This window comes from Cystobacter fuscus, from assembly GCF_002305875.1.
GTDB lineage: Bacteria > Myxococcota > Myxococcia > Myxococcales > Myxococcaceae > Cystobacter > Cystobacter fuscus_A.
On record NZ_CP022098.1, the window covers coordinates 498,070 to 523,623 of the forward strand.

The following is a 25,554-nucleotide window of genomic DNA, read 5'->3' on the forward strand; positions in this document are numbered from 1 at the left end:
CCGGAGGGTACGACCGTCCTTCACCCGAAGAGGGGAGGACCAGGTCATGACGAGGGTTGGGTGCGCCGCGTGGGCGCTCTTCGCGCTGCTGTTCGTGTGCCTCCCGGCTTGGGCCGGGGGGCCGCTCGTGGCGCTGGAGGGCGGCCGGGTGTTGGCGGTGGGAGGGCAGGAGGGCGGCCGGGCGCTCGCGGGTTGTGAGGCGTACGAGCCCGGCACGGGCTCCTGGCGGACCACGGGGGCGATGCGCACCGCCCGGCGCCACCCCGCCGCGGTGCGGATGGCGGACGGGCGGGTGCTGGTGGTGGGGGGCGTGTCGGCCTCGGGCGTGCTGGCGAGCTGCGAGGTGTACGAGCCGGCGACGGGCCGGTGGTCGCGCGTGGCGGACCTGACCGAGGCGCGCGCGGAGGCGGAGGCGGTGGTGTTGCCGGATGGTCGGGTGCTGGTGGCGGGCGGTGTGGACGCGGATCGGCTCCCGGTGCGCTCGGCGGAGCTGTACGACCCGGCGACGGGCCGGTGGACGCGCACGGGCTCGCCGGCGTCGTCGCGGCAGGGCGCGGGGACGGCGGTGGTGCTCGACAGCGGCGAGGTGCTCTTCGTGGGCGGACTGCTCGCGGAGCTGTACGACCCGGCCAGCGGCCAGTGGCGCAAGGCGGGCCCGGTGGGGGGCGCGGCGGGCACGCACCGCTCGGGACACTCGGTGACGCGTCTGCCGGATGGGCGGGTGCTGGTGGTGGGGGGCACGACGGCGCGCGCGGCGGCCACGGCGGAGGTGTACGACCCGGCGAGCGGTGAGTGGCGGCAGGTGGCGTCGCCCGGCGTGCCGCGCGAGGGGCATGGGGCGATGGTGACGGAGGATGGACGCGTGCGGGTGGCGGGCGGCTTCCACATGAAGAAGGGCGCGCTCGCGTCGGTGGAGACGTACGACCCGGTGTCGGACACCTGGAGCGTGGAGCCGTCGCTCGGGGCGGCGCGCAGGGGAGCGGTGCTGGTGCCCCAGCCGGATGGCGCGGTGCTGGTGGTGGGTGGCTCGAGCGAGCCGACGGGGGGCCCGCCCGTGAGCGAGCGGTATGTGCCGGAGCGGTGTCTGCCCTTGACGTGCGCGAGCGCGGGCCGCGCGTGTGGCGAGCCGCCGGATGGCTGTGGGGGCACGTTGTCGTGCGGCCCCTGCGAGGAGGCGCCCCGGTGTGGCGAGGAGGGGTGTGGCGTGGAGCGCGCCGTGTTCGATGCCGTGTTGGGCGTGCCCCGGTGTGGCGAGGCGGGCGCCGGGTGTGACTCGGTGGGCCTGTTGGCGGGACGCGGGCTGCTCGGTCCGGAGCCCCACGCGCCCAACACGTTGGGTGGCTCGTGCGCGGACGGGCAGGGGGGCACGCACGCGCGGGACGAGGCGCTCGATGGTCTGCGGGTGATCGCCGAGGAGCGGGAGGGGCTGTCACCGGGAAGGCGCGTGCGGGTGGAGGCCACGGTGTGGGCGTACGCGCGGCCGGGAGTGAACCGGTTGGACCTGTACGCCGCGGCGGATGCGCGCGCTCCGGAGTGGATGCACCTGGCGACGCTCACGCCGGGCCGCGCGGGGGCCCAGGTGCTGACGGCCACGTACGTGTTGCCGGTGGGGACGTTGCAGGCACTCCGGGGCGTGTTCCGCTACGCGGGCAGCGCCGAGCCGTGTCCGGAGGGCGTCTTCGACGACGTGGATGATCTCGTCTTCACCACGCGGTGAGCGCGGGGGCGGGGGCCGCGTGCGAAGCTGCGCGGCCCATGATGACTCCCTGGCTCCGGCTTCTCGCCCCTCTCTTCCTCCTCTCCTCCGCCTGCGCCGTCACCGCGCCCGCCGCGCGCCCGGTGTCTCCCGCCACGCCCGAGCGTCCCTTTGGCACCCTGCGCGAGCAGGCCGAGCGGCAACAGGCGTGGTTGCGCGAGCGGATGGACGAGGCTCTGCCCGCGCTCATGCGCCAGTACGGCGTGGAGATGTGGGTGGTCTCCATGCGCGAGTACAACGAGGATCCCGTCTTCCCGGCGCTCGTGGCGCCCACGACGTTCGCCGCGCGCCGCCGCACCATCTACGTCTTCCATGATCGCGGCCCGGAGCGGGGCGTGGGGCGGCTCGCGTTGGGGGGCGGCACGCAGGGCGGTGTGTACGAGTCGCGCCGCGCGGTCCAGCAGGTGGACAGAGGGGGCACCACGCGGCAGGCGGAGCTGTGGGGCCCGGATCAATGGCAGATGCTCAAGACGGTGCTCGAGGAGCGGCAGCCGAAGAGCATCGCCATCGACGTGTCGCGCACGTTCGCCTTCGCGGACGGGCTGACGCATGGCGAGTACGAGGGCATGGCCGGGGCGCTGGGCCCCGAGTGGATGTCCCGGATGAAGCCCGCCGAGGGGCTCGCGGTGGACGTGCTCGGGTGGCGCGGCGCGGACGAGGCGCGCTTCTACACGGAGCTGACCCGGCTCGCGTGGGACATCATCCAGACGGGGTTCTCCAGCGAGGTCATCCAGCCGGGCAAGACGCGCACGAGCGACGTGGTGTGGTGGATGCGCCAGCGGGTGAACGACCTGGGCCTGGGCACGTGGTTCCAGCCGTCGGTGGAGGTGCAGCGGCGGGGCAGGACGGAGCAGGACCTGGGCGAGTCGCCCGTCATCGAGCGGGGCGACGTGCTGCACTGCGACTTCGGGGTGACGGCGCTGCGGCTCAACACGGACACCCAGCACATGGGCTACGTGCTGCGCGAGGGCGAGACGGACGTGCCCGCGGGGCTGAAGCAGGCGCTCGCGCGCTCCAACCGGCTGCAGGACATCGTCGTCGAGGAGCTGCGCCCGGGCCGCACGGGCAATGAGATCCTCCGCGCCTCGCGCGAGCGCATGAAGGCCGAGGGGCTCGACGGCACGGTGTACTCGCACCCCATTGGCCTGAACGGACATGGGGCGGGGCCGATGATTGGCCTGTGGGACCGGCAGGAGGGCGTGCCGGGCAATGGGGACCACCGGGTGATGCCCTCCTCGTGGTTCTCCATCGAGCTCCAGGTGACGAGCCCCGTGCCCGAGTGGGATGGGCAGCGCGTGCGCTCGGCGCAGGAGGAGGACGTCATCCTCGACGCCGAGGGCCGCGTGCACTGGGCCCATTCGCGGCAGACGGCCTTCCATCTGGTGCGCTGAAGGCCGCCCGGGGCCGGGCGAGGGACCTGGCGGACCCGCCAGCCAGGGAGGCGGGCGGACGCCCGATTATCCGGAAATAAACCTGACGCGGCGCGGCAGGTGGTCGATCTGGCCGATGGTCTCCACTCTTGGGGCCATGGACCACAAGGATCAGCATCACGTCGTCATCGTCGGGGCGGGCTTCGGGGGACTCCAGGCCGCGCGCAAGCTGCAGAAGGCCCCCGTCAAGGTGACGGTGGTGGATCGCTACAACCACCACCTCTTCCAGCCACTGCTCTACCAGGTGGCGACCGCCGTGCTCAGCCCCGCGGACATCTCCGCGCCCATCCGCAGCATCCTGCGCGGTCGCAACACCCAGGTGCTGCTGGCCGAGGCGCGCTCGGTGGACGCGGCGCGCAAGGTGCTCGTGTGCGACGGCGGCGAGGTGCCCTATGACACGCTGGTGCTCGCCACGGGCGCCACGCACTCGTACTTCAACCACCCCGAGTGGGCCAACGTCGCCCCGGGCCTCAAGACGCTCAACGACGCGGTGGCCATCCGCGAGCGCGTCCTCTTGTCGCTCGAGGCCGCCGAGCGCGAGACGGATCCCTCGCTCCAGGCCGAGTGGCTCACCTTCGTCATCATCGGCGGTGGCCCCACGGGCGTGGAGCTGGCGGGAGCCATCTCGTACATGCTGCGCCACTCGCTGCCCCGCGACTTCCGCCGCATCGACACCACCAAGGCCCGCGTGCTGCTCCTGGAGGGCCTGCCGCGCGTGCTCACCCAGTACCCCGAGCCGCTCTCGGAGAAGGCGCGCAAGGATTTGGAGAAGCTGGGCGTGGAGGTGCACACCGGCTCCATGGTGACGGGCGTGGACGAGCGGGGCGTGAGCGTGGGCGAGCAGCGCATTCCCGCGCGCACGGTGCTCTGGGGCGCGGGCGTGGCGGCCTCGAAGCTCGTGCGCTCGCTCGACGTGCCGCTCGACAAGGCGGGCCGCGTGAAGGTGGATGCCACGCTCACGGTGCCCGGCCACGAGGACATCTTCGTGCTGGGGGACGTGGCGTCGCTCGTGCAGGACGGCAAGCCCGTGCCGGGCATCGCCCCGGCGGCCATGCAGATGGGCCGGCACGTGGCGAGGAACATCCGCCTGCGCCTCGAGGGCAAGCCCCTGCGACCCTTCCACTACGCGGACAAGGGCAGCTTCGCCGTCATCGGCCGGGGCTACGCCGTGGGCCTCGTCTTCAACAAGCTGAAGATGAGCGGCCTGCCGGCGTGGATGATGTGGGCCGGCATCCACATCGCCTACCTCGTGGGCTTCCGCAACCGCCTGGCGGTGATGCTCAACTGGGCCTTCACCTTCCTCACCCGGGGGCGCGACGTGCGGCTCATCACCGGCGCGTACGCGCCGCACCTGCCACCGTTCTCCAAGAACGCCGAGCCTCCCGCGCTCCCGCTCCCCGAGGCGGCGCCCCCTCCACCCGCGCACGACGCGGGGGCTTCTCCCGTTCACTGAAGCGCCAGGACGCCGGGTGGGGCCCGTCAGTCGGCCTCGCCCGTGGCGAAGGCGGCGCCCGCCAGCAGCCGCAGGGAGGGCATGTCGATGGCGCTGCCCAGTCCGGGGCCGCCCAGGAAGTAGAGCGCCACGCCCGGCCCGAGGTGCTTGCGCACGCCGATGAGCACCTCGGCGCTGGTCCGCCCGCCCTGGAGCGGCACGTTGAGGAGCACGCTCACCTCGGGCCGGGTGGCGGTGTCGTTCTGTCCTCGCGAGGTGACGGTGGCACCCAGGCGCAGCTCGCTGCCCATCACGTCGTGCTCCCGGCGGGTGAGGGGAGACAGGTCATACCGGGGGCGCAGCAGGGCACCCACCTCGCCGCCCACCTGGAAGCCCTCGCCCACGAATCCGGCCTGGAGCCGGGGCGCCAGCGCGTAGCGGTCCCGGCCGAGCAGCTCCGTCCGTCCCACGGGCAGCGCGGACGCGAGCTCCGCCGCCACGTTCACCGGAGCCCCCTCGCTCATGCGCCACAGCGCCGCGCGCACCACCAGCCAGGGCTCGTCGAGGCCTCCTCCCTCGGGCGGTGTCAGGTCCATGAAGCGCTGTCCGCGCTGGCCGACGATGTAGGTCAGATGCGCGCCGAACTGCAGCCAGGGCAGCACTCCCACGGCCGCGGCGACATGCCCGGAGAACTTGTTCTCCACCAGCCCAGACGTGTTGACGCCCGGATCCCAGGTGCGCAGGAAGTTCAGCGGGAGGTGCTCGTAGTGGCCCTGGAGTGACACCCGCACGACGCCGGGCGCCAGCGTGCGGCCCGTGCCCACCACGAGCGAGCCCAGTCCGGAGGGCTCCAGGTGCAGGCGTTGCAGCTCGAAGGTGGGCAGGGTGGGGGGTGATTGGGCCTCGCCCACGCCAGCGAGGAGCAGGACGGCGAGCGGTACAACCCATCGGAGGATCACGGGTTCGGGTCTCCTGATCGAGGCGCTCATCTTCGGCAGGTTCGCCCAGTTTCTCCAAGCCAACACTTCGCGACCGCGGACCTCCGACGCCCCGCTCCGGGATTGACCCCCAGTGGTCAGTGCAAGATAGGTAGGAGGACGGGAGCAGCAGACAATTGTCCCGGGCATTATCAAGTTTCTCGGAGCTTCAGTTCCTTTCCGGTTTTGGAAGAGAATCTCCCCGTTGAACCGCTCCAGGGAAAGCCATGGCCCGCATTCTCGTCATCGATGACAGTCCCACGGTCGCCTTGTCGATGTCCCGGCTCCTCATGGACGACGGGCATGTCGTGGAGACGGTCGACACCGTGTCGGAGCTGACGGGATACCTGAGCAGCATGCGGCCGGATCTCATCCTCCTGGACTTGCAGATGCCGAGCCTGCCCGGGGTGGAGTGGGCGGCGTTCATGCGCCGCGTCCAGCAGCGGCGCCTGTCCCTCATCATCCACTCCTGCCTGCCGTGGCAGGAGATGGAGGCCGCGGCGCAGCAGGTGGGCGCGGTGGGCATCATCCCCAAGGGCGCCTCCTCGGACGCCGCGCGCTGCATCATCAACAGCGCGTTGCGCCGCACGGCCAGGGCGCTGGGATGAACCAGCCGCTCGTGCGTGTCTCCACCGGGAGCCGGCGGTGGCTCGTGCGGGTGGAAGATCTGCAGGAGGTGGTTCCGATGATGACCCTGTCCCGGGTGGAGGGGCAGGAGGGTGGGTGCCGGGGCGTGCTCAACCTGCGCGGCGAGCTGGTTCCCGTCTTCGATGGCAACGGGCCCGAGGCCCCCCTGGAGCCCTCGCGGCTCATCCTCGTGCTGCGCGAGGCCGGAGGTACGCGGGTGGGGCTCATCGTGGACGAGGCCCACGAGGTGCTCTTCCTTCCCGAGCAGGCGCTCGCGCCGCGCCCGGTGGGGGGAGGCCGGACGCGGCGGATGGCGCTGGTGGGGGAGGAAGTCTTCAGCGTGCTGGAGCCCGGCGAGGTGGCGGCGCATGGCGGGTGAGCCGGACGAGGCGCTGCTGCGCCGGCGCGCTGCCCGGTACGCGGCGCGCGGCGCGCCCGAGGTGCTCGAGGTGGTCGAGCACCTGTGTTTCAGCCGGGGCACGGGCCAGTACGCGCTCCCCCTGGAGAGCTTGCGCGAGGTGCGGCCGCGGGGCCATGTCGCGCGTGTGCCCGGGGCCTCGCCCGTGGTGGTGGGTATCTTCCAATTCCGGGGCGAGCTGCTCAGCGCGCATGACCTGGCGGGCTGGTGGGCGCCGGAGCCGGTTGCTCGCTCGCTCGGGGAATGGCTGGTGGTGGTGGAGCACCGGGGGGCGCGTCTGGGGCTGGTGGCCGACGCCGTGGAGGGGATCGAGCGGCGGGAGGCCGGGCAGCTTGTCGCCGTGCCGGTGCTGCTCGGGGAGCGCGGGGTGTGCTTTCGTGGAGTGCTTGGCGCCCAGCGCTTGCTCATCGAGCCCGAACGGCTCTTCTCCACGCCCGCCTTCTTCCGGGCCTTCTAGCGCTCACCCCGAAAGGACTCCCGCCCATGGCTCCCCTTCCCCCTTCCCATGATGGCCGTCTGGGCTCCTCCGCGGATGAACTCGAGCGGCGCAGGCGCGTGCTGGGCTTCTCGGACGATGATGCCCGGCGCCTGGCGGAGCTGCGCCCCGTGGCCGAGTCGAGCAACGACGCCATCATCGAGCGCTTCTACGCGCACCTCATGTCGCACGCCGAGATGCGCGCGCACTTCCAGAGCGAGGCGCACATCGCGGCCCTCAAGCGCGCCCAGTCCCAGTACTTCCTGGAGCTCTTCCAGGGCAGGTACGACCCGGCCTATGTGGAGGACCGGCTGCGCGTGGGCAGGGCGCACGAGCGCATCGGCCTGGGGCCCATGTGGTACGTGGGCTCCTACAGCCAGTACCTCTGCGCGCTCATCCCCATCGTGCTGGGGCGGGGCCAGCCGGGCAACGAGGAGCTGTCCGAGACGCTCCAGTCCCTGGTGAAGATCATCTGCCTGGACATGTCGCTCGCCATCGACACCTATATCGAGGCGATGACGGACCGGGAGTCCATCCAGGTGGGCCGCTTCGTGAGCGCGCTGGAGAGCCTGTCCGTGAGCCTGTCGTCCTCCTCGGGGGAGATCCTCGATGCCGCGTCCCGGCAGACCAGCGCCGCGCAGCAGCAGGCGAGCGCCGTGGCCCAGGTGACGAGCACCCTGAGCGAGCTGCGCCTCACGTCGATGCAGGCCCTGGAGAAGGCCGAGGCCGTCATCACCGTGTCCGAGCGCTCCATCGAGTCCTCGCGCCTGGGCAGCCAGGCGGTGGAGGCGTGCATCCAGGGCATGCGGGAGATCCGCGAGCAGGTGGAGGCCATCGCGGACAAGACCCTCTCCTTGAGCGAGCAGACGCAGCAGATCGGGGAGATCATCGCCTCGGTCAACGAGATCGCCGAGCAGTCCAAGCTCCTGGCGCTCAACGCCGCCATCGAGGCGGCGCGCGCGGGCGAGCATGGCCGGGGCTTCGCGGTGGTGGCCACGGAGATCCGCAGCCTGGCGGATCAGTCCAAGCAGGCCACGGCGCAGGTGCGCAAGCTCCTGGGCAGCATCCAGTCGGCGACGAACTCGGCGGTGGTGGCCTCCGAGGCGGGCACGCGCAAGGTGGAGGCCGGGGTGGAGCTGGCCAACCGCGCGGGCCAGAGCATCCAGCAGCTCGGGGGCACCATCGAGGAGTCCTCGGCGGCCGCGCGCCTCATCGCCAGCGCCGCGCGCCAGCAGACCGCCGGCGTGCAGCAGGTGTCCGAGGCGATGGAGGACATCAGCGACGCGATGAACAGCACGCTCACGAGTCTCGGCCAGACGGAGACGTCGGCCAACCAGCTCAATGACCTGACCCGGAGCGTCAACCAGCTCGTGGATTCCTTCTCTCGGCCCAAGGTGCCCAAGTCCGCCGAGTACCGGATGGCGTGAGGCCCGCTGCCCATGCCCCCCTCGAGCGAGGAGTTGGAGCTGGCCATCCGCATGTCCTTCGCCACCGAAGCGAGGGATCTGCTGCGCCAGGTGGAGCGGGCCCTGCACGGGCTCGCCGGAGGAGATGCGTCCGAGCGCGAGCCTCGCTGTCGGGACATGCTGCGCGGACTGCACACCCTCAAGGGCGCGGCGGCGGCCTCGCGCCATGAGGAGGTGGCGCGTGCCACCCATGCGCTGGAGGACCTGGTGCACGGGGTCCAGGCGGGCCGCGTCACGTTGGAAGGGGTGGGGCTGGAGGGGCTCTTCTCGGGCCTCGAGCGCGTCTACGAGGCGCTCGCGCCGGAGCCCGCGGCGGCGGGGGCCGTGGCGCTGGTACCGGGCATGGCCTTCGTCGCGGGGTCGCCGGGGAGCGAGGTGGAGGAGTTCCTGCGGGTGCCACCCGCGCGGGTGGACGCGTTGCAGGCGCTGGTGGGGGAGCTGGTGCTCGGCCGGCTGCGGCAGGACGCGCTGGCGCGGCGGCTCGTGGAGGCGAGAGATCAGTTGGGTGAGGCGATGGACCGGTGGCGCGAGCTGGGGGCCCGGCTGGAGCCGTGCAAGCGCACGCTGCCGAGGGCACAGTGGGCCGGACTGAAGGCGGCGCGGGACGCGTGTAGCCCGGCGATGAGGGGGGCGTGGCAGGCGCTCTCGGCGGTGGCGCGCGAGGCGCCGGCGCTGCTGGCGCACGAGGCGGGGGTGGACGCGGCGCTGGAGGAGGGGATTCGCGAGCTGCGATTGATGCCCTTGCAGCCCTTCCTGGAGGAATCGGCGCGGGGGGCGCGCGAGGCGGCGCGAGCGTGTGGCAAGGAGGTGCGGCTGGAGGTGCGCGCGGGCGGGGCGGAGGTGGACCGGGTGGTGTTGATGCGGCTGCGCGAGGTGCTGTTGCACCTGGTGCGCAACGCGGTGGTGCATGGGGTGGAGACGCCCGAGCGGCGGCGCGAGGTGGGCAAGCCGGAGGTGGGCACCCTCACGCTGGAGGCGTACTGCGAGGGGGCGCGGGCCTTCGTGCGCGTGGCGGACGATGGGGCGGGAGTGGACGTGGAGCGCGTGGTGCGGCGCGCGCGCGAGACGGGGTGGAGCGGGGAGGCGGGAGCGCTCGATGCCGAGGGGCTGCTCGCGCTGCTGAGCCTGCCGGGCTTCTCCACGCGTGACGAGGTGGACGCGCTGTCCGGACGGGGCGTGGGGCTGGACGTGGTGATGAGCACCCTGCGCGAGCTGGAGGGCTCGCTGCGCCTGGAGTACGTGCCGGGCAGGGGAACGGCCTTCCTGCTGGAGGTGCCGGTGTCCACCTCCACGCACCGGGGGCTGGTGGTGCGCGTGGGGGAGGACTGCTTCGGCGTGTTGCTGCAGCACGTGGAGCGCGTGTTGCGGGTGGGCGCCAGCGACGTGGGGAGCCTGGAGGGCCATGCCACGGTGCGGGTGGGGGGGGAGCCGGTGTCGCTGGTGGCCCTGTCCGCGCTGTTGGGCCTGGAGGGCGACGAGGGCACGCCCCGGCGCACGGGCGTGGTGGTGCGCCAGGGAAGGCAGCGGCTGGTGCTGCTGGTGGACGACGTGCCGGGCGAGGAGCGCTTGTTCATCAGGCCGCTTGGAGCCGCGTTCACCGGGGCCTCGCTGGTGCTCGGGGGGGCGCCGCGGCCGGATGGCTCGGTGCTGCCGGTGCTCCAGGTGTCGGCCCTGTTCGCGCGCGCGGCCCAGGGGGCCGGGGAGGGGAGCGCCTCCGCCTGTCTGGTGCCTCGCGCGGTGCCCGAGCCGTGCGCGGTGCTGGTGGTGGATGACTCTCCCACCCTGCGGACGTTATTGCGCAACGTGTTAAAAGCCGCCGGCTTCCCCGTGGAGGTGGCGCACGATGGCCTGGCGGCGATCGAGGTGTGGCGCCAGCGGGAGTTCGGCCTGGTGGTGACGGACCTGGAGATGCCACGCCTGGACGGGGTGGAGCTGTGCCGCTTCGTGCGACGCTCGGAACGACCCCGGACGCCCGTGCTGCTGATAACCTCGCAGGGCGGCCCCGAGGAGCGGCGTCGGGCGCGGGACGTGGGTGTGGACGCATACGTGGTAAAAGGTGAATTCGAGCAGGCCTCGTTCCTGGGGCTCGTGCGGAAGCTGACGAACACGGGAGAGCACCGCGTTGAAGCTGCTGTTGGTTGAGGATTCGCGCTCCGTCGTCGCCTTCCTCGAGCAGCTCCTTCGCCGGGAGCCGGACATCGAGCTGTTGCCGCCCGTGGACAATGGGCGCGACGCGGTGGAGGCGGTGCGGCGCTGGAAGCCGCAGCTGGTGCTGATGGACCTGGTGCTGCCCGGGGGCATGGGGGGCGAGGAGGCCATCGCCGCCATCATGGCCACGGCGCCCTGTCCCATCGTGGTGCTCAGTGGGCAGTTGGACACGCGCGGCCGGGACCGGACCTTCGAGTCGCTGAGCGCGGGGGCGGTGGACGTGCTGGCCAAGCCGATGCTGAGCGGGCTGGAGGAGGTGCAGGCCTTCCGCGAGCGGCTGTTGCGCACGGTGCGCACGATGGCGCACGCGCGGGTGGTGGGACGGGGGCGGCTGTCGCGGCGCGTGCCGGTGGTGCGCGCGTCGTCCGTGGCCACACCGGTGGTGCACCGGCCCTGCTCGCTGCTGGCGATTGGTGGCTCCACGGGCGCGCCGCCGTTGGTGTACGAGCTGTTGCGCATGTTGCCGGCCCCGGCGCCCTTCCCGGTGGTGATTTCCCAGCACATCGTCCAGGGCTTCGAGCCGGGCTTCGCCCAGTGGCTGTCGGGCACGGGGCACCGCACGGTGGTGGCGCGGGGTGGCGAGTGGCTGGAGCCGGGCGCGGTGTACGTGTCCCCGGCGGACCGGGACATGGTGGTGCGGGCGGGGAAGCTGCGGACCCAGCCGGCCAGGGGGGTGGCGATCCCCTCGGTGAACGTGCTCCTGGAGAGCGTGGCGAGCTTCTATGGAGACCGGGCGGTGGGGTTGTTGCTCACGGGCATGGGGGTGGACGGCGCCGAGGGCCTGCTTGCGATGCGTCAGGCGGGGGCGCTGACGGTGGCGCAGGACGGGGCGAGCTGTGTGGTGGACGGCATGCCCGGCGCGGCGAGGGCGCTCGGGGCGGCGGTCCAGACGCTCACGCCCTCGGGCATGTGCGCCCTGGTGGTCGCGCTCGCGCGCATGTCCCCGAGGAGCTGAGGCCCCGATGGGCACCTTTCGCGTCCAGGTGGAGGTGTCCGAATCGCGAGGCGCGGCGATGGTGGTGGCGCGCGCGTTCCAGCTTCCCCTGGAGGAGGCGCGTCGGCTGCTGGGCGAGCCGCGGGTGCTGCCGAGGGACTTGGACGAGGCCGAGGCGGGACGGCTGGTGGAGGCGCTGCGGCGGCAGGGCGTGACGTGCGCGCCGGTGCCGGTGGTGGGGCGGGCGAGCGCGGTGTGTGGGAGCCACCCCTCGCTGTCCGCGGAGCTGCCGTGCGAGGAGTGTCGCGCCCTGGTGTGCGTGCTGTGCCGGGGGGCGGAGGGACGGGGGCTGTGCGCGGGGTGCTCGGCGCGGCGGGCGCGGCGCACCCGGGCGAAGTGGCTGCGTGTGAGCGTGCTGCTCGGGGTGCTGGTGGGGCTGGTGCTCTGGGGCGTCTCGCGTCAGCGCTCGAGGGACAGGCGCCTCACCTGGGAGCGTCCGCTGGAGGTGGCCGTGGTGCTGCTGTCCCGGGGCGAGGTGACGCCCGAGGTGCGCGGGGCCTGGGAGAAGGGCGTGGAGCGGCTCGGGGACTGGGCCGCGCGCGAGGCGGGCCGCTACCGTGTGGAGCTCGGGCGGCCGGTGCGCTTCGTCCTGGCGGGTCCGGTGAGCGGAGGGGACTTCCGCTTCGAGCCCCCCGAGGACACGGGCTGGTGGGCGCGGCTGCGCCAGGCGCACCGCTGGTCGACGGCGCTGGCGGCGGTGGACGAGGAGGCCGGGGTGTCCTCGCGCCCGTGGGACGCGCGCATCTACGTGGTGCTGGAGGACGCGCGGGAGGACGGGCCCCGGCTCGTGGAGGGGATGGCCGAGGCGGGAGGGACGATGGGACTGGTGCGCGGCGTGCGCGGCGACACCGGGCTCACCCTGGAGCTGACGGCGGTGGCGCACGAGTTCTTCCACTGCCTGGGCGCGGCGGACGCCTACGACGCCGAGGGCCACGCGCGCGTGCCCGAGGGGCTGGTGGAGCCCGGGCGCGAGCCCCTCTACCCCCAGCCGGCCGCCGAGGTGATGGTGGGCGAGGTGCCGCTGGGCGAGGCGCGGGGGCGGCTGCCGGAGTCCCTGGAGGAAGTCGGGGTGGGACCCGCCACGGCCCGGGCGCTGCGCTGGAGCTGGTGACTTCCGCACGCGCGCGTGCCCGCGGCATGACATTCCAGGTCATCTTTTCGTGCTGACTTCTCCAGTCGTGTCTAAAGTGACGCGGGCATGGCGAACGATGAGCGGCAGGAGCGCGCGTGGCGGGCGCGGCCCGAGGACGGGGAGGCGGCGGGACTGCCGCTGAGCTTCTACGCGCGGTGGGAAGAGGCCACCGTGGACGAGAAGCTGCGGCTGGCGCGGGAGGCGGCGAGCAGTCCTGGCTTCGACGAGGAGGAGGCCTTCGAGGTGGGCAGCCGGCTGGAGCAGGCGCTGGAGGAGGCCGGCCGGTACGCGGAGTTCGAGTCGGTATTGGACGCGTGGAGGGAGCGGGCCACGCGGGTGCATGAGGCGGAGCCCGCGGTGGCGACCTGGCGGGTGGAGCTGGCGTTGCGGTTGCCGGGCCGGGACGTGAAGGGCGCGCTCGTGTCGCTGGCGCGGCGCACGGGGGACTGCGCGCTGGTGACGCGGCTGGCCGAGTGGTGTCTGTACCGGGGTCGGGTGGAGGAGGCGCGCGCGGGCCTGCTGGAGGCCTGGCCCCGGGTGCGCGAGGACGAGTCGCTCGCGGAGTGGACGCGGGTGGACTACGTGGTGCGCGCGGTGCTCACGTGCATGGACGCGGAGCTGCTGCGGGCGCCGGAGGTGTCCTGGGAGCGGATGGCGGGGGTGTTGTCGCCGTTCGATCGGGCGGTGCCGCATTGGGCCGCGGAGGCGTTGGGGTTGCGCACGGGCCGGGTGGCGTGGCGGCGGCGCTCGGGGTTCGAGGTGCTCGCGCTGCCGCCGGAGCGCTTCTTCGACGCGCAGCGGGCGCTGGTGATGGCCTTCGAGCCGGAGCTGCGGTTGCGCCAGGGCTGGCCCTGGGGCCGCACGCAGCTCGTCTTCCCGGAGCTCTTCCACCTGCTGCCCGGCCCGTTCGGACAGGGCGACACGGGGTCGGGCGCGCCGCACGTGCTCCTGCCGCTGCTCGGGGATGTGGAGCAGTGGGTGCGAGGCCAGGCCGAGGCGCGTGTGCTGCATCCGCATGTGCATGCCGCCACGGCGCTCGCGCTGCGTCCGTGGGGAGAGTTCCTTCATGGGCTGGGTCTGGTGGGCGCCGGGGAGCTGGCCACGTGGTGGGAGGGGGCGTGGGAGCTGCTCGGGGGGTTGGGCGAGCAGTTCGAGGTGTCGGGGGATCGCGTGCTCGTGGACGAGGTGCACCGGGTGTTTCGCGGAGGGTGGCCCCATGGAGAGCGGTAGCGGTGAGCGGGAGCCGCCCGGCGAGCGCGTGGAGTCGCTCATCCGGGTCCTGGAGGAGGGGTCCGACGACGCGGCGCTCGTCTCCGCGGCGCGGCGGCTCTTGCGGCGGCGGGCCCCCGAGGCCCTGGTTCCCCTGGTGCGGTGGCTCACGCGCGCCGAGTCCGGGACGGAGCTGTACGAGCTGCTCATCGCGGGACTGAAGGACTGGGGGCCCGCGGTGGTGCCCGCCACGCTGGCGGTGCTGGAGTCCATGGGAGAGGGGGAGGCTCGTTTCGAGCTGCTCCATGTGCTGGCGCATTGCGGCGCGCGGGACGAGCGCATCTACACGGCGCTGCTGGCGCTGCTCGAGGAGGAGCCCTTCCTGGGGGCGGTCAACCTGTCGGCCTATGGCGATCCACGCGCGCTCGAGCTGCTGAGTGGGGCGCTGGACGCGTACGCGCTGGAGGAGGACGTGGCGGACGTGTTCGCCCAGCAGACGGTGCTCGAGCTGGGGTTCGCCATCCAGGAACTGGGGGGAACGCTGACGCGGTCGCAGCGGGCGAAGTTCGAGGCCGCGTGGCGCCTGCGCGAGGAGTGGTGCGAGACGATCGATCGCTGGCGTGGGAGCAGGCCCGGGCGCAACGAGCCCTGCTGGTGTGGCAGCGGGGTGAAGTACAAGAAATGCCACCTGGGCGAGGACCGTGGACGGTTGCCGTGAGGGGCCTGGGTGGGGGAGGGTGCACTCCGAGCGGGAGGTACACGAGACGATGAGCGAGGAGCCGGGTTGGAGGCCCACCGAGGGAGGCCGCACGTTGGGGCTGATGGGGGGCGAGGGCGGAACCATCGTTCGTGACGAGGAGCACCCCGCGGGGTTGCGGCTCACCCTGGAGGAGGATGCGTCGCGCTCGTTTCACGCGCTGACGTGTGGGGTGGCGGGCTGGCTCGTGCACCGCCGCTACTTCTCGAGCGAGGCGGAAGCGGCCGCCGCCTGGGAGGAGATGCGGCCCGCACTGGTGGAGTTGGCGCTGCACCTGCCCGCCTCGGGACCTCGGGGGTTGGATCCCTCGACGCGCGAGGCGGGGGCGAAGCTGGGGGCCTTCGTGGCGCGCTTCCCCTGAGTGTCAGACGGGCGGGCGACACTGCGTCCGGGTGGCTCCTTGCTGGAGGACTTCATGTCCGAACTGATTGGATCGCGTTCTTCCCCTTCGTTCGGCCCGACGCTCCCTGTTTTTTCCTCTCGGGGCGAGCTGCCTTCGGGCCTTCCCGCCTCCTGGCCGCTGCCGTCGTTCGTCTCCTCGGCGCCTCCCCGGTCCGAGGGCGAAGCCCTGTTGCGCCGCATCTTCTCGCGAGGTACGCGGATGTAATGAGAAAGGCTCTTCACTCAGGGCCTTTTCGTTGGCGGGGTGTGGTGGGTATAGGCTGATCGAGGCGCATGAAGATGTCGCCGACTGGTTGAGGGCTTGCCTGGAAGGTAGGCAAGCAGACAGAGGGCACCGTCTGGGCGCGGCGGATGGGTTTCGTGTGAGACTGTGAAGCGTGGCGGCGCCCCGAATCCAGTTGGGAGTGCGTCCGATGCAACGAGAGCAGGAGGGTGCACGCGTGCGTGGCCGGGTAATGATCGTGGATGACGATGTGATGGTGAGTTCGGCGCTGCGCCGGACGCTGGCACGCGAGCATGACGTGGAGGTGGTGACGAGCTCACGTCAGGCCCTGGAGTTGCTGTCCGGCCCCAAGGGCGGCGAGGTGGACGTCGTCCTGTGCGACCTGATGATGCCGGACCTGACGGGCATGGAGCTGCACGCGGAGCTGTCCGTGAAGGCGCCGGGCGTGGCGCGTCGGATGGTGTTCGTCACCGGTGGGGCCTTCACGCCCGCGGCGCGCGCCTTCATGGATCAGGTGAAGAACGCGCGGGTGGACAAGCCCTTCGACTCGCAGCAACTGCGCGAGCAGGTGCGCGAGTGGGTGGTCAAGGCGCGCACGATGGAGCCCGGTCAGGCGGCGTGAGACGTGCCCGGCGCCTGCTCGGGCGCGGGTCGCGATGAATGACGGACCGGGGTGCTGCGTCTTCTTTTCGAGGACCACCTTCATTCGAGGGTAGGTTGGCCTCCGAAGTGACGCACCCACCCCGTTGAACGAGGAGTCTCCGCCATGCTGTCGCCCCGTGCCGTGCTGTTGTCCGCCCTGCTGCTGGGTCTCCCGATGCAAGGCGCCCTGGCCCAACCCCGGCCGCCCGCCGTGGTGCCGGTGACGGCGACGCAGGAGCGCACCATCCGCGTGGAGGGCCAGGGTGAGGTGAAGGTGGCCCCGGACGAGGCCTTCATCGACCTGGCCGTGGAGACCCGGGCCCCCTCGGCCCAGGCGGCGGCCGAGGCGAACGCGAAGAAGATGGACAAGGTGATCACCGCGCTCGTGCAGGCGGGCGTGGCGCGCAAGGACCTGGAGACGCGCAACTACTCGGTGTCCATGGAGTTCGAGCCCCCGGTGCCCGGAGTGGAGGCGCCCAAGCCGCGCGGCTACCAGGTGAACAACACGGTGCAGGTGCACGTGCGCGACCTGACGAAGGTGGGGCCGCTGTTGGACACGGCGCTCAAGGCGGGCGCCAACCGGGTGGACTCGGTGCGCTTTGGCCTGAGCAAGCCGGAGACGGGCCGGGATGGGGCGCTGCGTGACGCGGTGGCGCGGGCGCGGCAGTCGGCGCAGGTGCTGGCGACGGCGCTGGGCGTGAAGCTGGGGCCCGTGCTGGACGCGAGCACCATCTCCGAGCCCGTGCGCCCCATGCCCCTGGCGCGCTTCGCGATGGCCACCGCCGAGAGCGCGGACGTGACGACGCCCATCCAGCCGCAGGAGCAGACGGTGCAGGCGACGGTGACGCTCATCTACGCCATCGAGAAGTAGTCCGCGCTCCCCACGCGAACGCGAAGAGGCCCCGGAGACACGTGTCCCCGGGGCCCCTTGCCTCCGCAGTGCCTCAGCGGGGCAGATCGGCGGCGCGGCGCGCCGCGTCCCACGTCCCGCTCACGTTGGGCGGCATCTCCCGGGCAATCCGCTGTGCCAGCCGCTCGGTGATTTGCGAGTGGATGGACGCGAAGACCACGTGCAGCACGAGTCGCACCTGCTCGGCGTCGACCTGCAGGTGCTCGGCGACATCCAGATAGAAGTCATCCTTGTCGAACTTGCGCGCGTTCGCGCTCCGCTCCTTCCAACAATGTTGGAAGAGTTCGCGCAGGCTCTCGGGGAACTGCTCCTTCATCTCCTGCACCAGCCCACCGGGGAGCCGCTCGCACAGCGCGCAGATGACGGCCTCGGCCGCATCGGTCGGAGGATACTCGGGGACCTCGCGGTTGATTCGCGCGAGGAAGGACTCCGCGCTCGTTCCAACGCCCTCACCAGACCAGGACTCCGTCTGCTGGGTATGCATCATGGGTGTCCGCCTCCTTTCGTGTCAGCTTGGAGACGTCGCGTCGGAATGGCATCGGGGCGGCGTGGAATCGCGGCCCTGGCCCGGATCCCCGCTCCCGGACCAGGCGGCCAGGCTACTTCGGTGAGGCGGGGGCCTTGCCCGGGGGGCCGGCGTACAGGTCGATGACCTCGGACAGGGCGTGCTGGCACACGGAGCAGAAGGGCACCCGGTCACGGGTGAACATCACGCAATCCAACTGGGGCCGGTAATAGCCTCGGGCCTCGTACATGGCCCCCTCGAAGGCGCCCGTCTGCTTCGCGGCGGGCTGGGCGCGGAAGAAGGCCTCCTCCCAATCGCGCTGGCGGGTGAAGAGCGCGTCCATCTCCGACTCGGGACGGCGCTCGGCGCGGATGCGGCGGCGCTGCTCCAGCACCTCGCGCGCGTGCGCCTCGTACTCCTCCTTGGCCCAGGGGGTGGGCAGCGGCGTGCCGGGTGTCACCCACTCCTTCCACTTGAGGCGCGCCGGATCCTTCAAGGCCGTGACGTTCTTCTCCCACGGCTCCACGCGCTCCTCGCTCGGCGCATAGGCGCTGTCGGAGGTGTAGTACTCGTCCGCGAGCCCCGCGAAGTGGTGGCCGAACTCGTGCACGAAGACATAGGGGGACCAGAGGCTGTCGGCGGCCACGGTGCTGTAGAGGCCGAAGATGCCTCCCCCGCCGTAGGTGTTGCCATTGACGAGGATCTCCACGAACTCGTACGGGGCGAACGCGGCGATGTCCCGGAAGCGCCGGTTCTCGAAGGTGAGCACGTAGCGCTCGCTGCCGAAGGCGTCATAGGTGGAGCCCACGGGCGAGTCCCGATGGATGCCCGTGGAGGGCCGGGAGATGCCGGACTGCCGCGCGGCCGGCATCAGCCCCCAGACGTTGAAGTCCCGCTTGCGCTCCTTGAAGGGCGAGTACGTGAAGAGGATGTCCACGAGCCGCCGCGCGTCCTTCTCGAACTTGGGGCGCTCCTTCTCCGTGTAGCCATCCCCCAGGATGAGCAGATCGACCTTGTCCACGGGCGCGCCCCCGTCCACGAGCTTGAGCAGTGTTCCGGGCGGGGCGGGCGTGGAGGGGTCGACGAAGGGATCCGCGGGGTCCACCGTCAGGCTCCACACCTCGCGGAAGGAGTTGTCCTTCGCCCGCTTCTTGAGCAGCACCTGCACGGGCTTGTCCGGCGCGGCGAAGCGCAGCGATTCGTGGAAGGTGCGGTTCACCTCGCGCGCCTCGGGCGTCAGCTCCCACTCGCCGTAGATGGAGGCGAAGCCGCGCGAGTAGAGCAGGTGGTTGGTGTCCCGGTCCCTCACCTCGAAGAGGTACTTGCCGAGGTTGCTCTCGTCGATGGCGCGCGAGGGGCTGCCGGGCCAGGGCAGCGGCTCCACCACGAGTCGATCGAGGCTGAAGCGCTCCTCGGTGGCGTTGCCGGTATGGAAGTAGTCGACGCGGAAGGTACGGGGGCCAGGAGCGGCGGCGGGGCTCGCGGCCAGGAGCAGGGCCAGCAGGAGGTTCATGGCCCGACACCGTACCCGAAGCCCGCCGTCAGAACGTCCCCGACAACGAGGCACCCGCTCCGCCCGGGCCCGCCGTGACGTCCACCGACACCGCGGGAGCAGAGCGGGGCGACGGCGACACGAGGAAGAGCACCGCGCCCGTGGCGAGCGCCGCCCCCGAGCCGATGAGCAGCCCCGTCAGCAGCTGGCCCTTGCGCGAGAGCTGGCCCACGAGCTGTCGGCCCGTGACGTCATCGGCCTCGACCCGTCCGTTCTCGTTGAGGTGGCCGCGTTGCAGCTCCGCCCACTCCTGCTCCGCGGACAGGCGCACCCCGCCCGCCGCCGCCAGGGCCGCCACACCCACGCCCAGCGTCACGTACGACACCACGCGCGTGGCGCTCGGGCCGGAGGCCACGGGCTCCGTGGCACTCACGGTGGGGGTGAGCGGAGCCTCCCAGGGCGGCTGGAGATTGGGCTGGGCGACCACGACGCTGGGCTGCTCCTTGCCGGTGGTGATGAAGTCCACCAGTGCGGAGAGCGACTCGGTCGGGGCATCGAGCCCTCGCGTCTTGAAGCCACCCTCGCGCAGCTTCTGCCCGCCTTCCACGTTGAGCACGGTGGCGGCGAGCCACTTGGGTCCGTTGCTCGCCCCCTCCAGGCGCACCACGATGACCTCCTCCACGCCCAGGGTGCCGCCCAGCCGCACCGCGTGCGACAGGCCCTGCTCACCGCCCTCTTCGGGGGTAGCGAGGCAGGGAAAGGGCGTGGCCGACACGGCGCCCTCGTAGGCGAGATCCACGTGCACTGGCGTCTCCTCTCCCTGGACGGAGAACTGACGCGGGAAGCTCACGGCGTCGCCCTTCTTGAGCGTGAGCGCATAGGTGCCGGGTGGCACCTCCAGCGTCAGCGGCGTCTGCCCCACGCTCCGGCCATCGAGGAATACCTCGGAGGAGAGCACGGTGGACTTCACCGAGAGCCGCACCTTGCGCGCCCGGGCGAGCTCACGGCGCAACTTGTCGAAGGCCTGCCGGGTGGAGGGCGTGTAGTAGTCGGGATCGAGCTGGTACTGCGCGTCCAGGCGCAGCACGTTGAGGAAGGCGTCGTCGCTCTCCTTCACCCGGCCGAGCGCGCGCTGCGTCATGCCCTGCAGCAACCAGGTGTCGACGAACAGCTTCCAGCGCGTCTCACCCACCGGCAGCCGCACCACCTGCTCGAGCACCTCGCCCAGGGCTTGCGCGGCCCGGGTGTAGCGCGCCTCGTAGAACTGGCCCCGGGCGGCCTCGAACTGACGCTGGATGTCCGCGAGGCTTCCGGTGGGTGGGGGGAACAGGCGCTCGGCGAAGTCCGTGGGCGTCAGCACGCTCTCGCCCGCGCGGGCCGACAGGGTGTCGTGGAGGGCCTTGGTCTGGCTGCTGAGCGCGGCGTCCTTGCAATCGCCGCTGGCGAGGACCGCCCGGCGTGGCGCCGCCTGCGTCATGCCACCGAGCGCGAGGGCGAGCACCACCGCCACCGGGTTGAATCTGGAAGAGAAGGTCATGGTGAGGCGCGCGGTTGCAGGGCCCGTTCCGGAGCGGACCGGGAACCGATGCGCCGAGATAGCAGCCGCCGGGCCCCGCCCACAACCCGCCCGGTTTCGTCCCCAACCGCTGTCATTTCGCGGCCTTGGGCGAGTCCCTCGCGGCCTACCCATCACGGTGTCCTCCGCTCGGGGACCGGGAGCCCGGCGCACGTCTGCTCGAGCCTCCGTCCCGATCGTGGACGGCGCATCCTGGGCGGTGGAACGACCCGGACGCCGTCCTGCTTGCCCGGCGGGGAGGCCCTGGGCCATACCCTGTCCGGTGGGACGGCGTGACCATCTTCCCCCGGATGTCGGATGGACGCGCTCTCCGTGACAACTCCATGACATGGATCAGCGAAAAGTAGGGGCGCCATGAATCTCGCCGTGATGGTCAACCTGCGCGCACGCCGCGGCTCCGAGAAGGTCGGCGGTCTGGTGAAGCGCCTCTTTCCTCGCGCCCGCCTGGCGCTCACCCGCTCCCTCGAGGACGCGCGGTCGTGGATCAGCGGCACCCTGCGGCAGGATCCCCCCACGCTGCTGCTGGCCGGAGGAGGGGACGGCACCATCACCGGGCTCATCAACGAGATGCGCGCGCAGGGGCTGGCGCTGCCGGCCATTGGCGTGCTGCCGCTGGGGACGGGCAATGCGTGGGCGCGCGTCACCGGGGCGCCGAGTGCTTCAGTCGCCCTGCGTCAGCTCGCCCGGTGTGGCGAGCGCCTGCCTCCGCTGCGTCCCTTCTCGCTCGTGGGGCTGGAGGGCCGGGTGGCGCCCTTCGCCGGGACGGGGTGGGACGCGGAGGCCCTGCAGGACTTCAAGGACAACCTGGCGAAGTTCCCGGCCGGGCCGTTGCGCGAGGCGAACGCGGGCCTGCGCGGCTACCTGGGCGCCCTGGCCACCCGCACCATTCCCCGGCACCTGCTGGGCAAGGCGGACCTGCGGGCCAAGGTCTTCAACCTGGGGGCTCCCGCGCTCACCGTGGACGCGCAGGGCCGGGTGATTCCCATGCCGGGCGGGGAGACGGGCGCGCTGCTCTACGACGGGCCCGTGGGCGTGTGCGGAGCGGCCACCACGCCCGAGTTCGGCTTCGGCTTCAAGGCCTTCCCCTTCGCCCAGGCCGTGCCCCACCGCCTGTCCGTGCGCGTCTATGGCGTGGGCGCGCTGGAGGGCGCGCGCAACGTGTTCAAGCTGTGGCGCGGTCAGCACCCCATGCCCGGCATGCACGACTTCTTCGTCGAGCGCCTGCGCATGGACTTCGACCGCGACGTGCCCTTCCAGATGGGGGGCGACATCATGGGCATCCGCCGCTCGCTGGAGTTCTCCCTCGCCGAGGAGTCCGTGAACCTCGTGGACTGGCGGCAGTTGGGCCGGCTCGTCGCGAGCGCATGACACGCTCCGCTTGACCGCGTCCCGTCCGAGCCTCTAAGGGCGGCGGGACACGACCCCAGCGGAGGCAGCCGCCGTGAGCCATACCTACGAGTACCCGCGTCCGGCGTTGACGGTGGACTGCGTGGTGTTCGGCCTGGACGAGGAGGACTTGAAGGTGCTCCTCATCCGCCGGGACCTGGAGCCCTTCCAGGGCCGGTGGGCCCTGCCGGGCGGCTTCGTGCGCATGGACGAGTCGCTCGAGGACGCCGCGCGCCGCGAACTCCAGGAGGAGGCCGGCATCCGCCCAGGCCTCTTGGAGCAGCTCTATACCTTCGGCGCCCCCGGGAGGGATCCGCGCGACCGGGTGGTGAGCGTGGCCTACTTCGCCCTGGTGAAGCTGTCCGACCACCGCGTCCACGCCGCCACCGACGCGCGCGAGGCCGCCTGGTTTCCCGTCTGGGACATGCCCAAGCTCGCCTTCGACCACGCCGACATCGCCGCCACCGCGCTCCAGCGACTCAAGGGCAAGGTGCGCTACCAGCCCCTGGGCTTCGAGCTGCTTCCCCCCAAGTTCACCCTCACTCAGCTCCAGCGCCTGTACGAGAAGATCCTCGAGCGCGAGCTCGACAAGCGCAACTTCCGCAAGAAGCTGCTCGCCATGGGGCTGCTCGAGGAGCTCGACGAGGTGGAGCAGGACGTCTCCCACCGCGCCGCGCGCCTCTACCGCTTCGACCACAAGAAATACAAACAGTTGGAGAAGGCCGGCTTCAACTTCGAGCTGTGACGCCACTCCTCGTTGACTTCGTGTTTTATCGACACTAACTTGGTGTCCGTCGAACACGGAGTCAGGGGAGGAGCGCCATGTCGCCGTTGCCCTTCGAGCTCGCCGCCGCCACCGTCCAGGGTCGGGAACACGCCCGGGCGGGGCGCAACAACCAGGATGCCTTCTTCACCCGGACCAGCCCCCGGGGCCTCGCCGCCGCCGTCGCGGATGGGTGTGGCAGTGGGCGCCAGAGCGAGCTGGGCGCGCAGCTCGGTGCCCGCCGCGCGGTGGAGGGCGCGCTCGCGCTGCTGGAGGAGGGCCTTGCACCCGGCTCGCCCGGCTTCCTCGCGCGGCTGGAGGCGGACCTGCTGTGTTTCCTGGGAGGGCTCGCCCGGGAACTGGGGCCCTCGGCCGTGGGCGAGGCCCTGCTCTTCACGCTCGTGGGCGCCGTGCTCACGCCGGACGAGGTGCTCGTCTTCTGCGCGGGGGATGGGCTCTGGGCCCTCAATGGCGAGGTCCATCCGATCGGCCCCTTTCCCGGGAACGCGCCGCCCTACCTCGCCTATGGCCTGTTCAAACCAGGCACGGGCTCGCTGTGCTCCCTGGCGCTGAGGCCCACGGCGGAGGTGGACTCGCTGGTGCTCGGCACGGACGGGGCCGCGGACCTGGACGGGCTCGCCGGGGCGTGTGTCCCCGACAGTGACGAACCCGTGGGGCCGCTGTCGCGGTTGTGGACCGAGGACCGGTACTTCTCCCATCCAGACGCGCTGCGCCGCCGCTTGTCGCTGCTCAACCGTGAGTCCGTCCGCGCCGACTTCACCGCCCGGCGCCTCGTGCGCGTGCCGGGCCTGCTCGCCGACGACACCACCCTCGTCATCCTGCGCCGCCAGCGGGAGAGGAACTGACGCCATGGATGTCTATCTGGAAGGGAAGAAGCTCCGGGTGGATCCCTCGCGGGCGCTCGGCAAGGGAGGCGAGGCGGATGTGTTCGACCTGGGGGATGGACGGGTCCTCAAGCTCTTCAAACCTCCCGAGCACCCCGACTACGACGCCCAGCCCGAGCAGCAGGCCGCCGCCCGCGCCCGGCTCGCCGAGCACCAGCACAAGCTGCCCGCGTTCCCCCGGCCGCTGCCCCCGCGCGTGGTATCGCCCCAGACGCTCGCGACGGACCGGCGGGGGAAGGAGGTGCGGGGCTATGCCATGCGCAAGCTGGAGGGCGCCGAGCCCCTGCGCCGCTTTGGAGATCCCGCCTTCCGCCGCGCGGGCGTGCCGTCCTCTCGGGTGGCGGCGATCTTCCGGGACCTGCACCGCACGCTGGGCGCGCTGCATGGCGGGGGCGTGGTGGTGGGGGACTTCAACGACTTGAACATCCTCGTCATGGGTGACGACGCCTGGCTCATCGACGCGGACAGCTTCCAGTTCGGACCCTACCTGTCCACCGTCTTCACCGAGCGGTTCCTGGATCCGCTGCGCCTGGGAGGACAGCAGCAGGGATTGAGCCCCTCGCGCCCGGCGTCCGCGGACAGTGATTGGTATGCCTTCAGCGTGACGCTGATGCAGAGCCTGCTCGGGGTGGGGCCGTATGGAGGCATCCACCGCCCGCGTGCGTCCGGAGCCAAGGCCACGCCGACGGCCCGGGTGCTCCAGCGCCTCACCGTCTTCCATCCGGAGGTGCAGTACCCCAAACCCGCCACGCCCCTCGGCGTGCTTCCGGATGACCTGCTGCACCGGTTGCACCGCGTCTTCGTCGAGGACGAGCGGGGCGCTTTTCCCCTGCCGCTGCTGGATGCGCTGCGCTTCACCGTGTGCGCCTCGTGTGGCGTGGAGCACGCGCGGGCGTCCTGTCCCACGTGCCGGCCGAGCGCGACGCGTGCGGCCACGCCTGTCTCCACCGTGCGCGGCCAGGTGGTAGCTACGCGCTTGTTCACCACGGAGGGCGTCCTTTTGCATGCCTGTGTGGAGGACGGAGCGGCGCGCTGGCTGTTTCACGAGCGGGGAGCGTACCGGCGCGAGGATGGCTCCGTGGTGCTCCAGGGACCGTTGAACCCGGCGTTGCATTGGGCGATTCAGGGCGGAGTCACGCTGGTGGGGCAGGGGGCGGAACTCGCCGTGCTCGCGCCGGGACAACGCCCCGAGCGGCTCGGGGTGGACGCACCGGAGCAACGTCCGGCCTTCGCGACCAACGCGCGTCACCGGTACTGGGCGCAAGGGGGAGCACTGTGGCGGGATGGCGCGTTCGGTCCCGAGCGCCTGGGGGAGGTGCTCGAGGGGCAGACGCGGCTGTTCGTGGGGCCGCGCTTCGGGCTGGGCTTCCACCGGGCGGGAGCGCTGCGCGGCGCGTTCGTCTTCGATGCCGAGCGCCCGGGGCTCAAGGATGGACTGACGTTGCCGTGGCCCTCGGGGAGGCTGGTGGACGCGGAGGCGGTGTTCGACGGGGCGGTGTGCTGGCTGTTCCTCGCGGAGGAGACGGGAGGGCGTACGGTGCACCACTGCGTGGTGCTGGGAGCGGATGGGGTGATGCGGGCGAGCGCGACGGCGGATGCGGGGGATGGCTCGTGGCTGGGAACGCTCCGGGGCAAGTGCGCGGCGGGGGAGGCGCTCTTCGCGGCGACCGACGCGGGACTGGTCCGGGTGGAAGTACGCCAGGGGAGGGTGGAGGTCGTCCGTGAGTTCCCAGACACCGAGCCCTTCGTCGATGCCGACAGCCGTCTGCTCCTCTCGCGTCAGGGGCTCGTGGTCGTGGGCCGCCAGGAGGTGACGGCGCTGCGGATGACGTGATTCATGTGGGATGGATGCAACTGATTGAAGGGGTC

The 25,554-nt window shown here is 71.8% G+C and carries 23 protein-coding genes; 19 read left to right on the plus strand and 4 right to left on the minus strand.

The annotated features are described in order from the left end of the window. The first annotated feature begins 46 nt into the window (after window positions 1-46). From CYFUS_RS02095 to CYFUS_RS02105, 3 genes are all read left to right on the plus strand, one after another. Window positions 47-1,717 (plus strand): Kelch repeat-containing protein, encoded by a 1,671-nt coding sequence (locus tag CYFUS_RS02095; RefSeq protein ID WP_095983689.1) that lies wholly within the window; start codon window positions 47-49, stop codon window positions 1,715-1,717. 38 nt (window positions 1,718-1,755) lie between these two features. Next, the gene (locus tag CYFUS_RS02100) at window positions 1,756-3,147 is read left to right on the plus strand and encodes a M24 family metallopeptidase (RefSeq protein WP_095983690.1); all 1,392 of its coding nucleotides are present in this window, start codon (window positions 1,756-1,758) and stop codon (window positions 3,145-3,147) included. 115 nt (window positions 3,148-3,262) lie between these two features. Continuing rightward, the gene (locus tag CYFUS_RS02105; protein WP_095983691.1) at window positions 3,263-4,639 is read left to right on the plus strand and encodes an NAD(P)/FAD-dependent oxidoreductase; all 1,377 of its coding nucleotides are present in this window, start codon (window positions 3,263-3,265) and stop codon (window positions 4,637-4,639) included. A gap of 26 nt (window positions 4,640-4,665) precedes the next feature. On the opposite strand, the gene CYFUS_RS02110 is transcribed toward CYFUS_RS02105, so the two are convergent. Then, the gene (locus CYFUS_RS02110) at window positions 4,666-5,577 is read right to left on the minus strand and encodes a flagellar motor protein MotB (protein WP_095983692.1); all 912 of its coding nucleotides are present in this window, start codon (window positions 5,575-5,577) and stop codon (window positions 4,666-4,668) included. A gap of 245 nt (window positions 5,578-5,822) precedes the next feature. Here CYFUS_RS02110 and CYFUS_RS02115 point away from each other — a divergent pair, with 245 nt between their 5' ends. The 12 genes from CYFUS_RS02115 to CYFUS_RS02170 all read left to right on the plus strand — a co-directional run bounded on the left by CYFUS_RS02115 (window position 5,823) and on the right by CYFUS_RS02170 (window position 17,019). Continuing rightward, window positions 5,823-6,203, plus strand: coding sequence for a response regulator (locus tag CYFUS_RS02115; RefSeq protein WP_095983693.1), 381 nt, complete (start codon window positions 5,823-5,825; stop codon window positions 6,201-6,203). Further along, window positions 6,200-6,601, plus strand: coding sequence for a chemotaxis protein CheW (locus tag CYFUS_RS02120; protein ID WP_095983694.1), 402 nt, complete (start codon window positions 6,200-6,202; stop codon window positions 6,599-6,601). The genes CYFUS_RS02115 and CYFUS_RS02120 overlap by 4 nt, the downstream gene beginning before the upstream one ends. Further along, window positions 6,591-7,097, plus strand: coding sequence for a chemotaxis protein CheW (locus CYFUS_RS02125; protein ID WP_095983695.1), 507 nt, complete (start codon window positions 6,591-6,593; stop codon window positions 7,095-7,097). The genes CYFUS_RS02120 and CYFUS_RS02125 overlap by 11 nt, the downstream gene beginning before the upstream one ends. A gap of 26 nt (window positions 7,098-7,123) precedes the next feature. Beyond that, window positions 7,124-8,542, plus strand: a complete 1,419-nt coding sequence (locus CYFUS_RS02130) for a globin-coupled sensor protein (RefSeq protein ID WP_198316432.1) — start codon at window positions 7,124-7,126, stop codon at window positions 8,540-8,542. 51 nt (window positions 8,543-8,593) lie between these two features. Then, a complete protein-coding gene (locus CYFUS_RS02135; protein ID WP_198316433.1) occupies window positions 8,594-10,723 on the plus strand; it encodes a hybrid sensor histidine kinase/response regulator in 2,130 nt (709 codons plus the stop codon). Continuing rightward, entirely contained in the window at window positions 10,704-11,744 is a 1,041-nt protein-coding gene (locus CYFUS_RS02140) for a chemotaxis protein CheB (RefSeq protein WP_095983698.1), read from the plus strand. Before CYFUS_RS02135 ends, CYFUS_RS02140 begins: the two co-directional genes overlap by 20 nt. 7 nt (window positions 11,745-11,751) lie before the next feature. Next, entirely contained in the window at window positions 11,752-12,894 is a 1,143-nt protein-coding gene (locus CYFUS_RS02145) for a B-box zinc finger protein (protein WP_095983699.1), read from the plus strand. Window positions 12,895-12,981: 87 nt separating this feature from the next. Further along, window positions 12,982-14,145, plus strand: a complete 1,164-nt coding sequence (locus CYFUS_RS02150; protein ID WP_095983700.1) for a hypothetical protein — start codon at window positions 12,982-12,984, stop codon at window positions 14,143-14,145. Further along, window positions 14,132-14,842 carry a YecA family protein gene (locus tag CYFUS_RS52245; RefSeq protein ID WP_232537306.1) on the plus strand — a complete coding sequence of 237 codons (711 nt, stop codon included), beginning with the start codon at window positions 14,132-14,134 and terminating at the stop codon, window positions 14,840-14,842. The genes CYFUS_RS02150 and CYFUS_RS52245 overlap by 14 nt, the downstream gene beginning before the upstream one ends. A gap of 49 nt (window positions 14,843-14,891) precedes the next feature. Continuing rightward, entirely contained in the window at window positions 14,892-15,242 is a 351-nt protein-coding gene (locus CYFUS_RS02160) for a hypothetical protein (RefSeq protein WP_095983701.1), read from the plus strand. 454 nt (window positions 15,243-15,696) lie between these two features. Beyond that, on the plus strand, window positions 15,697-16,128 hold the full coding sequence (locus tag CYFUS_RS02165) for a response regulator (protein WP_095983702.1): 432 nt from the start codon (window positions 15,697-15,699) through the stop codon (window positions 16,126-16,128). Window positions 16,129-16,272: 144 nt separating this feature from the next. After that, complete coding sequence (locus CYFUS_RS02170) at window positions 16,273-17,019, plus strand: SIMPL domain-containing protein (protein WP_095983703.1); 747 nt, start codon at window positions 16,273-16,275, stop codon at window positions 17,017-17,019. A 73-nt stretch (window positions 17,020-17,092) separates the two neighbouring features. Here CYFUS_RS02170 and CYFUS_RS02175 read toward each other — a convergent pair whose 3' ends face one another. The 3 genes from CYFUS_RS02175 to CYFUS_RS02185 form a co-directional block, all read right to left on the minus strand. Next, complete coding sequence (locus CYFUS_RS02175) at window positions 17,093-17,545, minus strand: DUF2267 domain-containing protein (RefSeq protein ID WP_095983704.1); 453 nt, start codon at window positions 17,543-17,545, stop codon at window positions 17,093-17,095. Between the two features lie 112 nt (window positions 17,546-17,657). Further along, window positions 17,658-19,076, minus strand: coding sequence for an IgA Peptidase M64 (locus tag CYFUS_RS02180; RefSeq protein ID WP_095983705.1), 1,419 nt, complete (start codon window positions 19,074-19,076; stop codon window positions 17,658-17,660). A gap of 28 nt (window positions 19,077-19,104) precedes the next feature. Continuing rightward, a complete protein-coding gene (locus CYFUS_RS02185; RefSeq protein ID WP_095983706.1) occupies window positions 19,105-20,592 on the minus strand; it encodes a PEGA domain-containing protein in 1,488 nt (495 codons plus the stop codon). Window positions 20,593-20,985: 393 nt separating this feature from the next. Between CYFUS_RS02185 and CYFUS_RS02190 the strand changes: the two genes are divergently transcribed. The 4 genes from CYFUS_RS02190 to CYFUS_RS02205 all read left to right on the plus strand — a co-directional run bounded on the left by CYFUS_RS02190 (window position 20,986) and on the right by CYFUS_RS02205 (window position 25,519). Next, entirely contained in the window at window positions 20,986-21,999 is a 1,014-nt protein-coding gene (locus CYFUS_RS02190) for a diacylglycerol/lipid kinase family protein (RefSeq protein WP_095983707.1), read from the plus strand. 73 nt (window positions 22,000-22,072) lie between these two features. After that, complete coding sequence (locus tag CYFUS_RS02195; RefSeq protein ID WP_095983708.1) at window positions 22,073-22,762, plus strand: NUDIX hydrolase; 690 nt, start codon at window positions 22,073-22,075, stop codon at window positions 22,760-22,762. Window positions 22,763-22,839: 77 nt separating this feature from the next. Next, a complete protein-coding gene (locus tag CYFUS_RS02200) occupies window positions 22,840-23,646 on the plus strand; it encodes a protein phosphatase 2C domain-containing protein (RefSeq protein WP_095983709.1) in 807 nt (268 codons plus the stop codon). Window positions 23,647-23,650: 4 nt separating this feature from the next. After that, a complete protein-coding gene (locus CYFUS_RS02205; RefSeq protein WP_095983710.1) occupies window positions 23,651-25,519 on the plus strand; it encodes a hypothetical protein in 1,869 nt (622 codons plus the stop codon). Window positions 25,520-25,554: the final 35 nt, after the last annotated feature.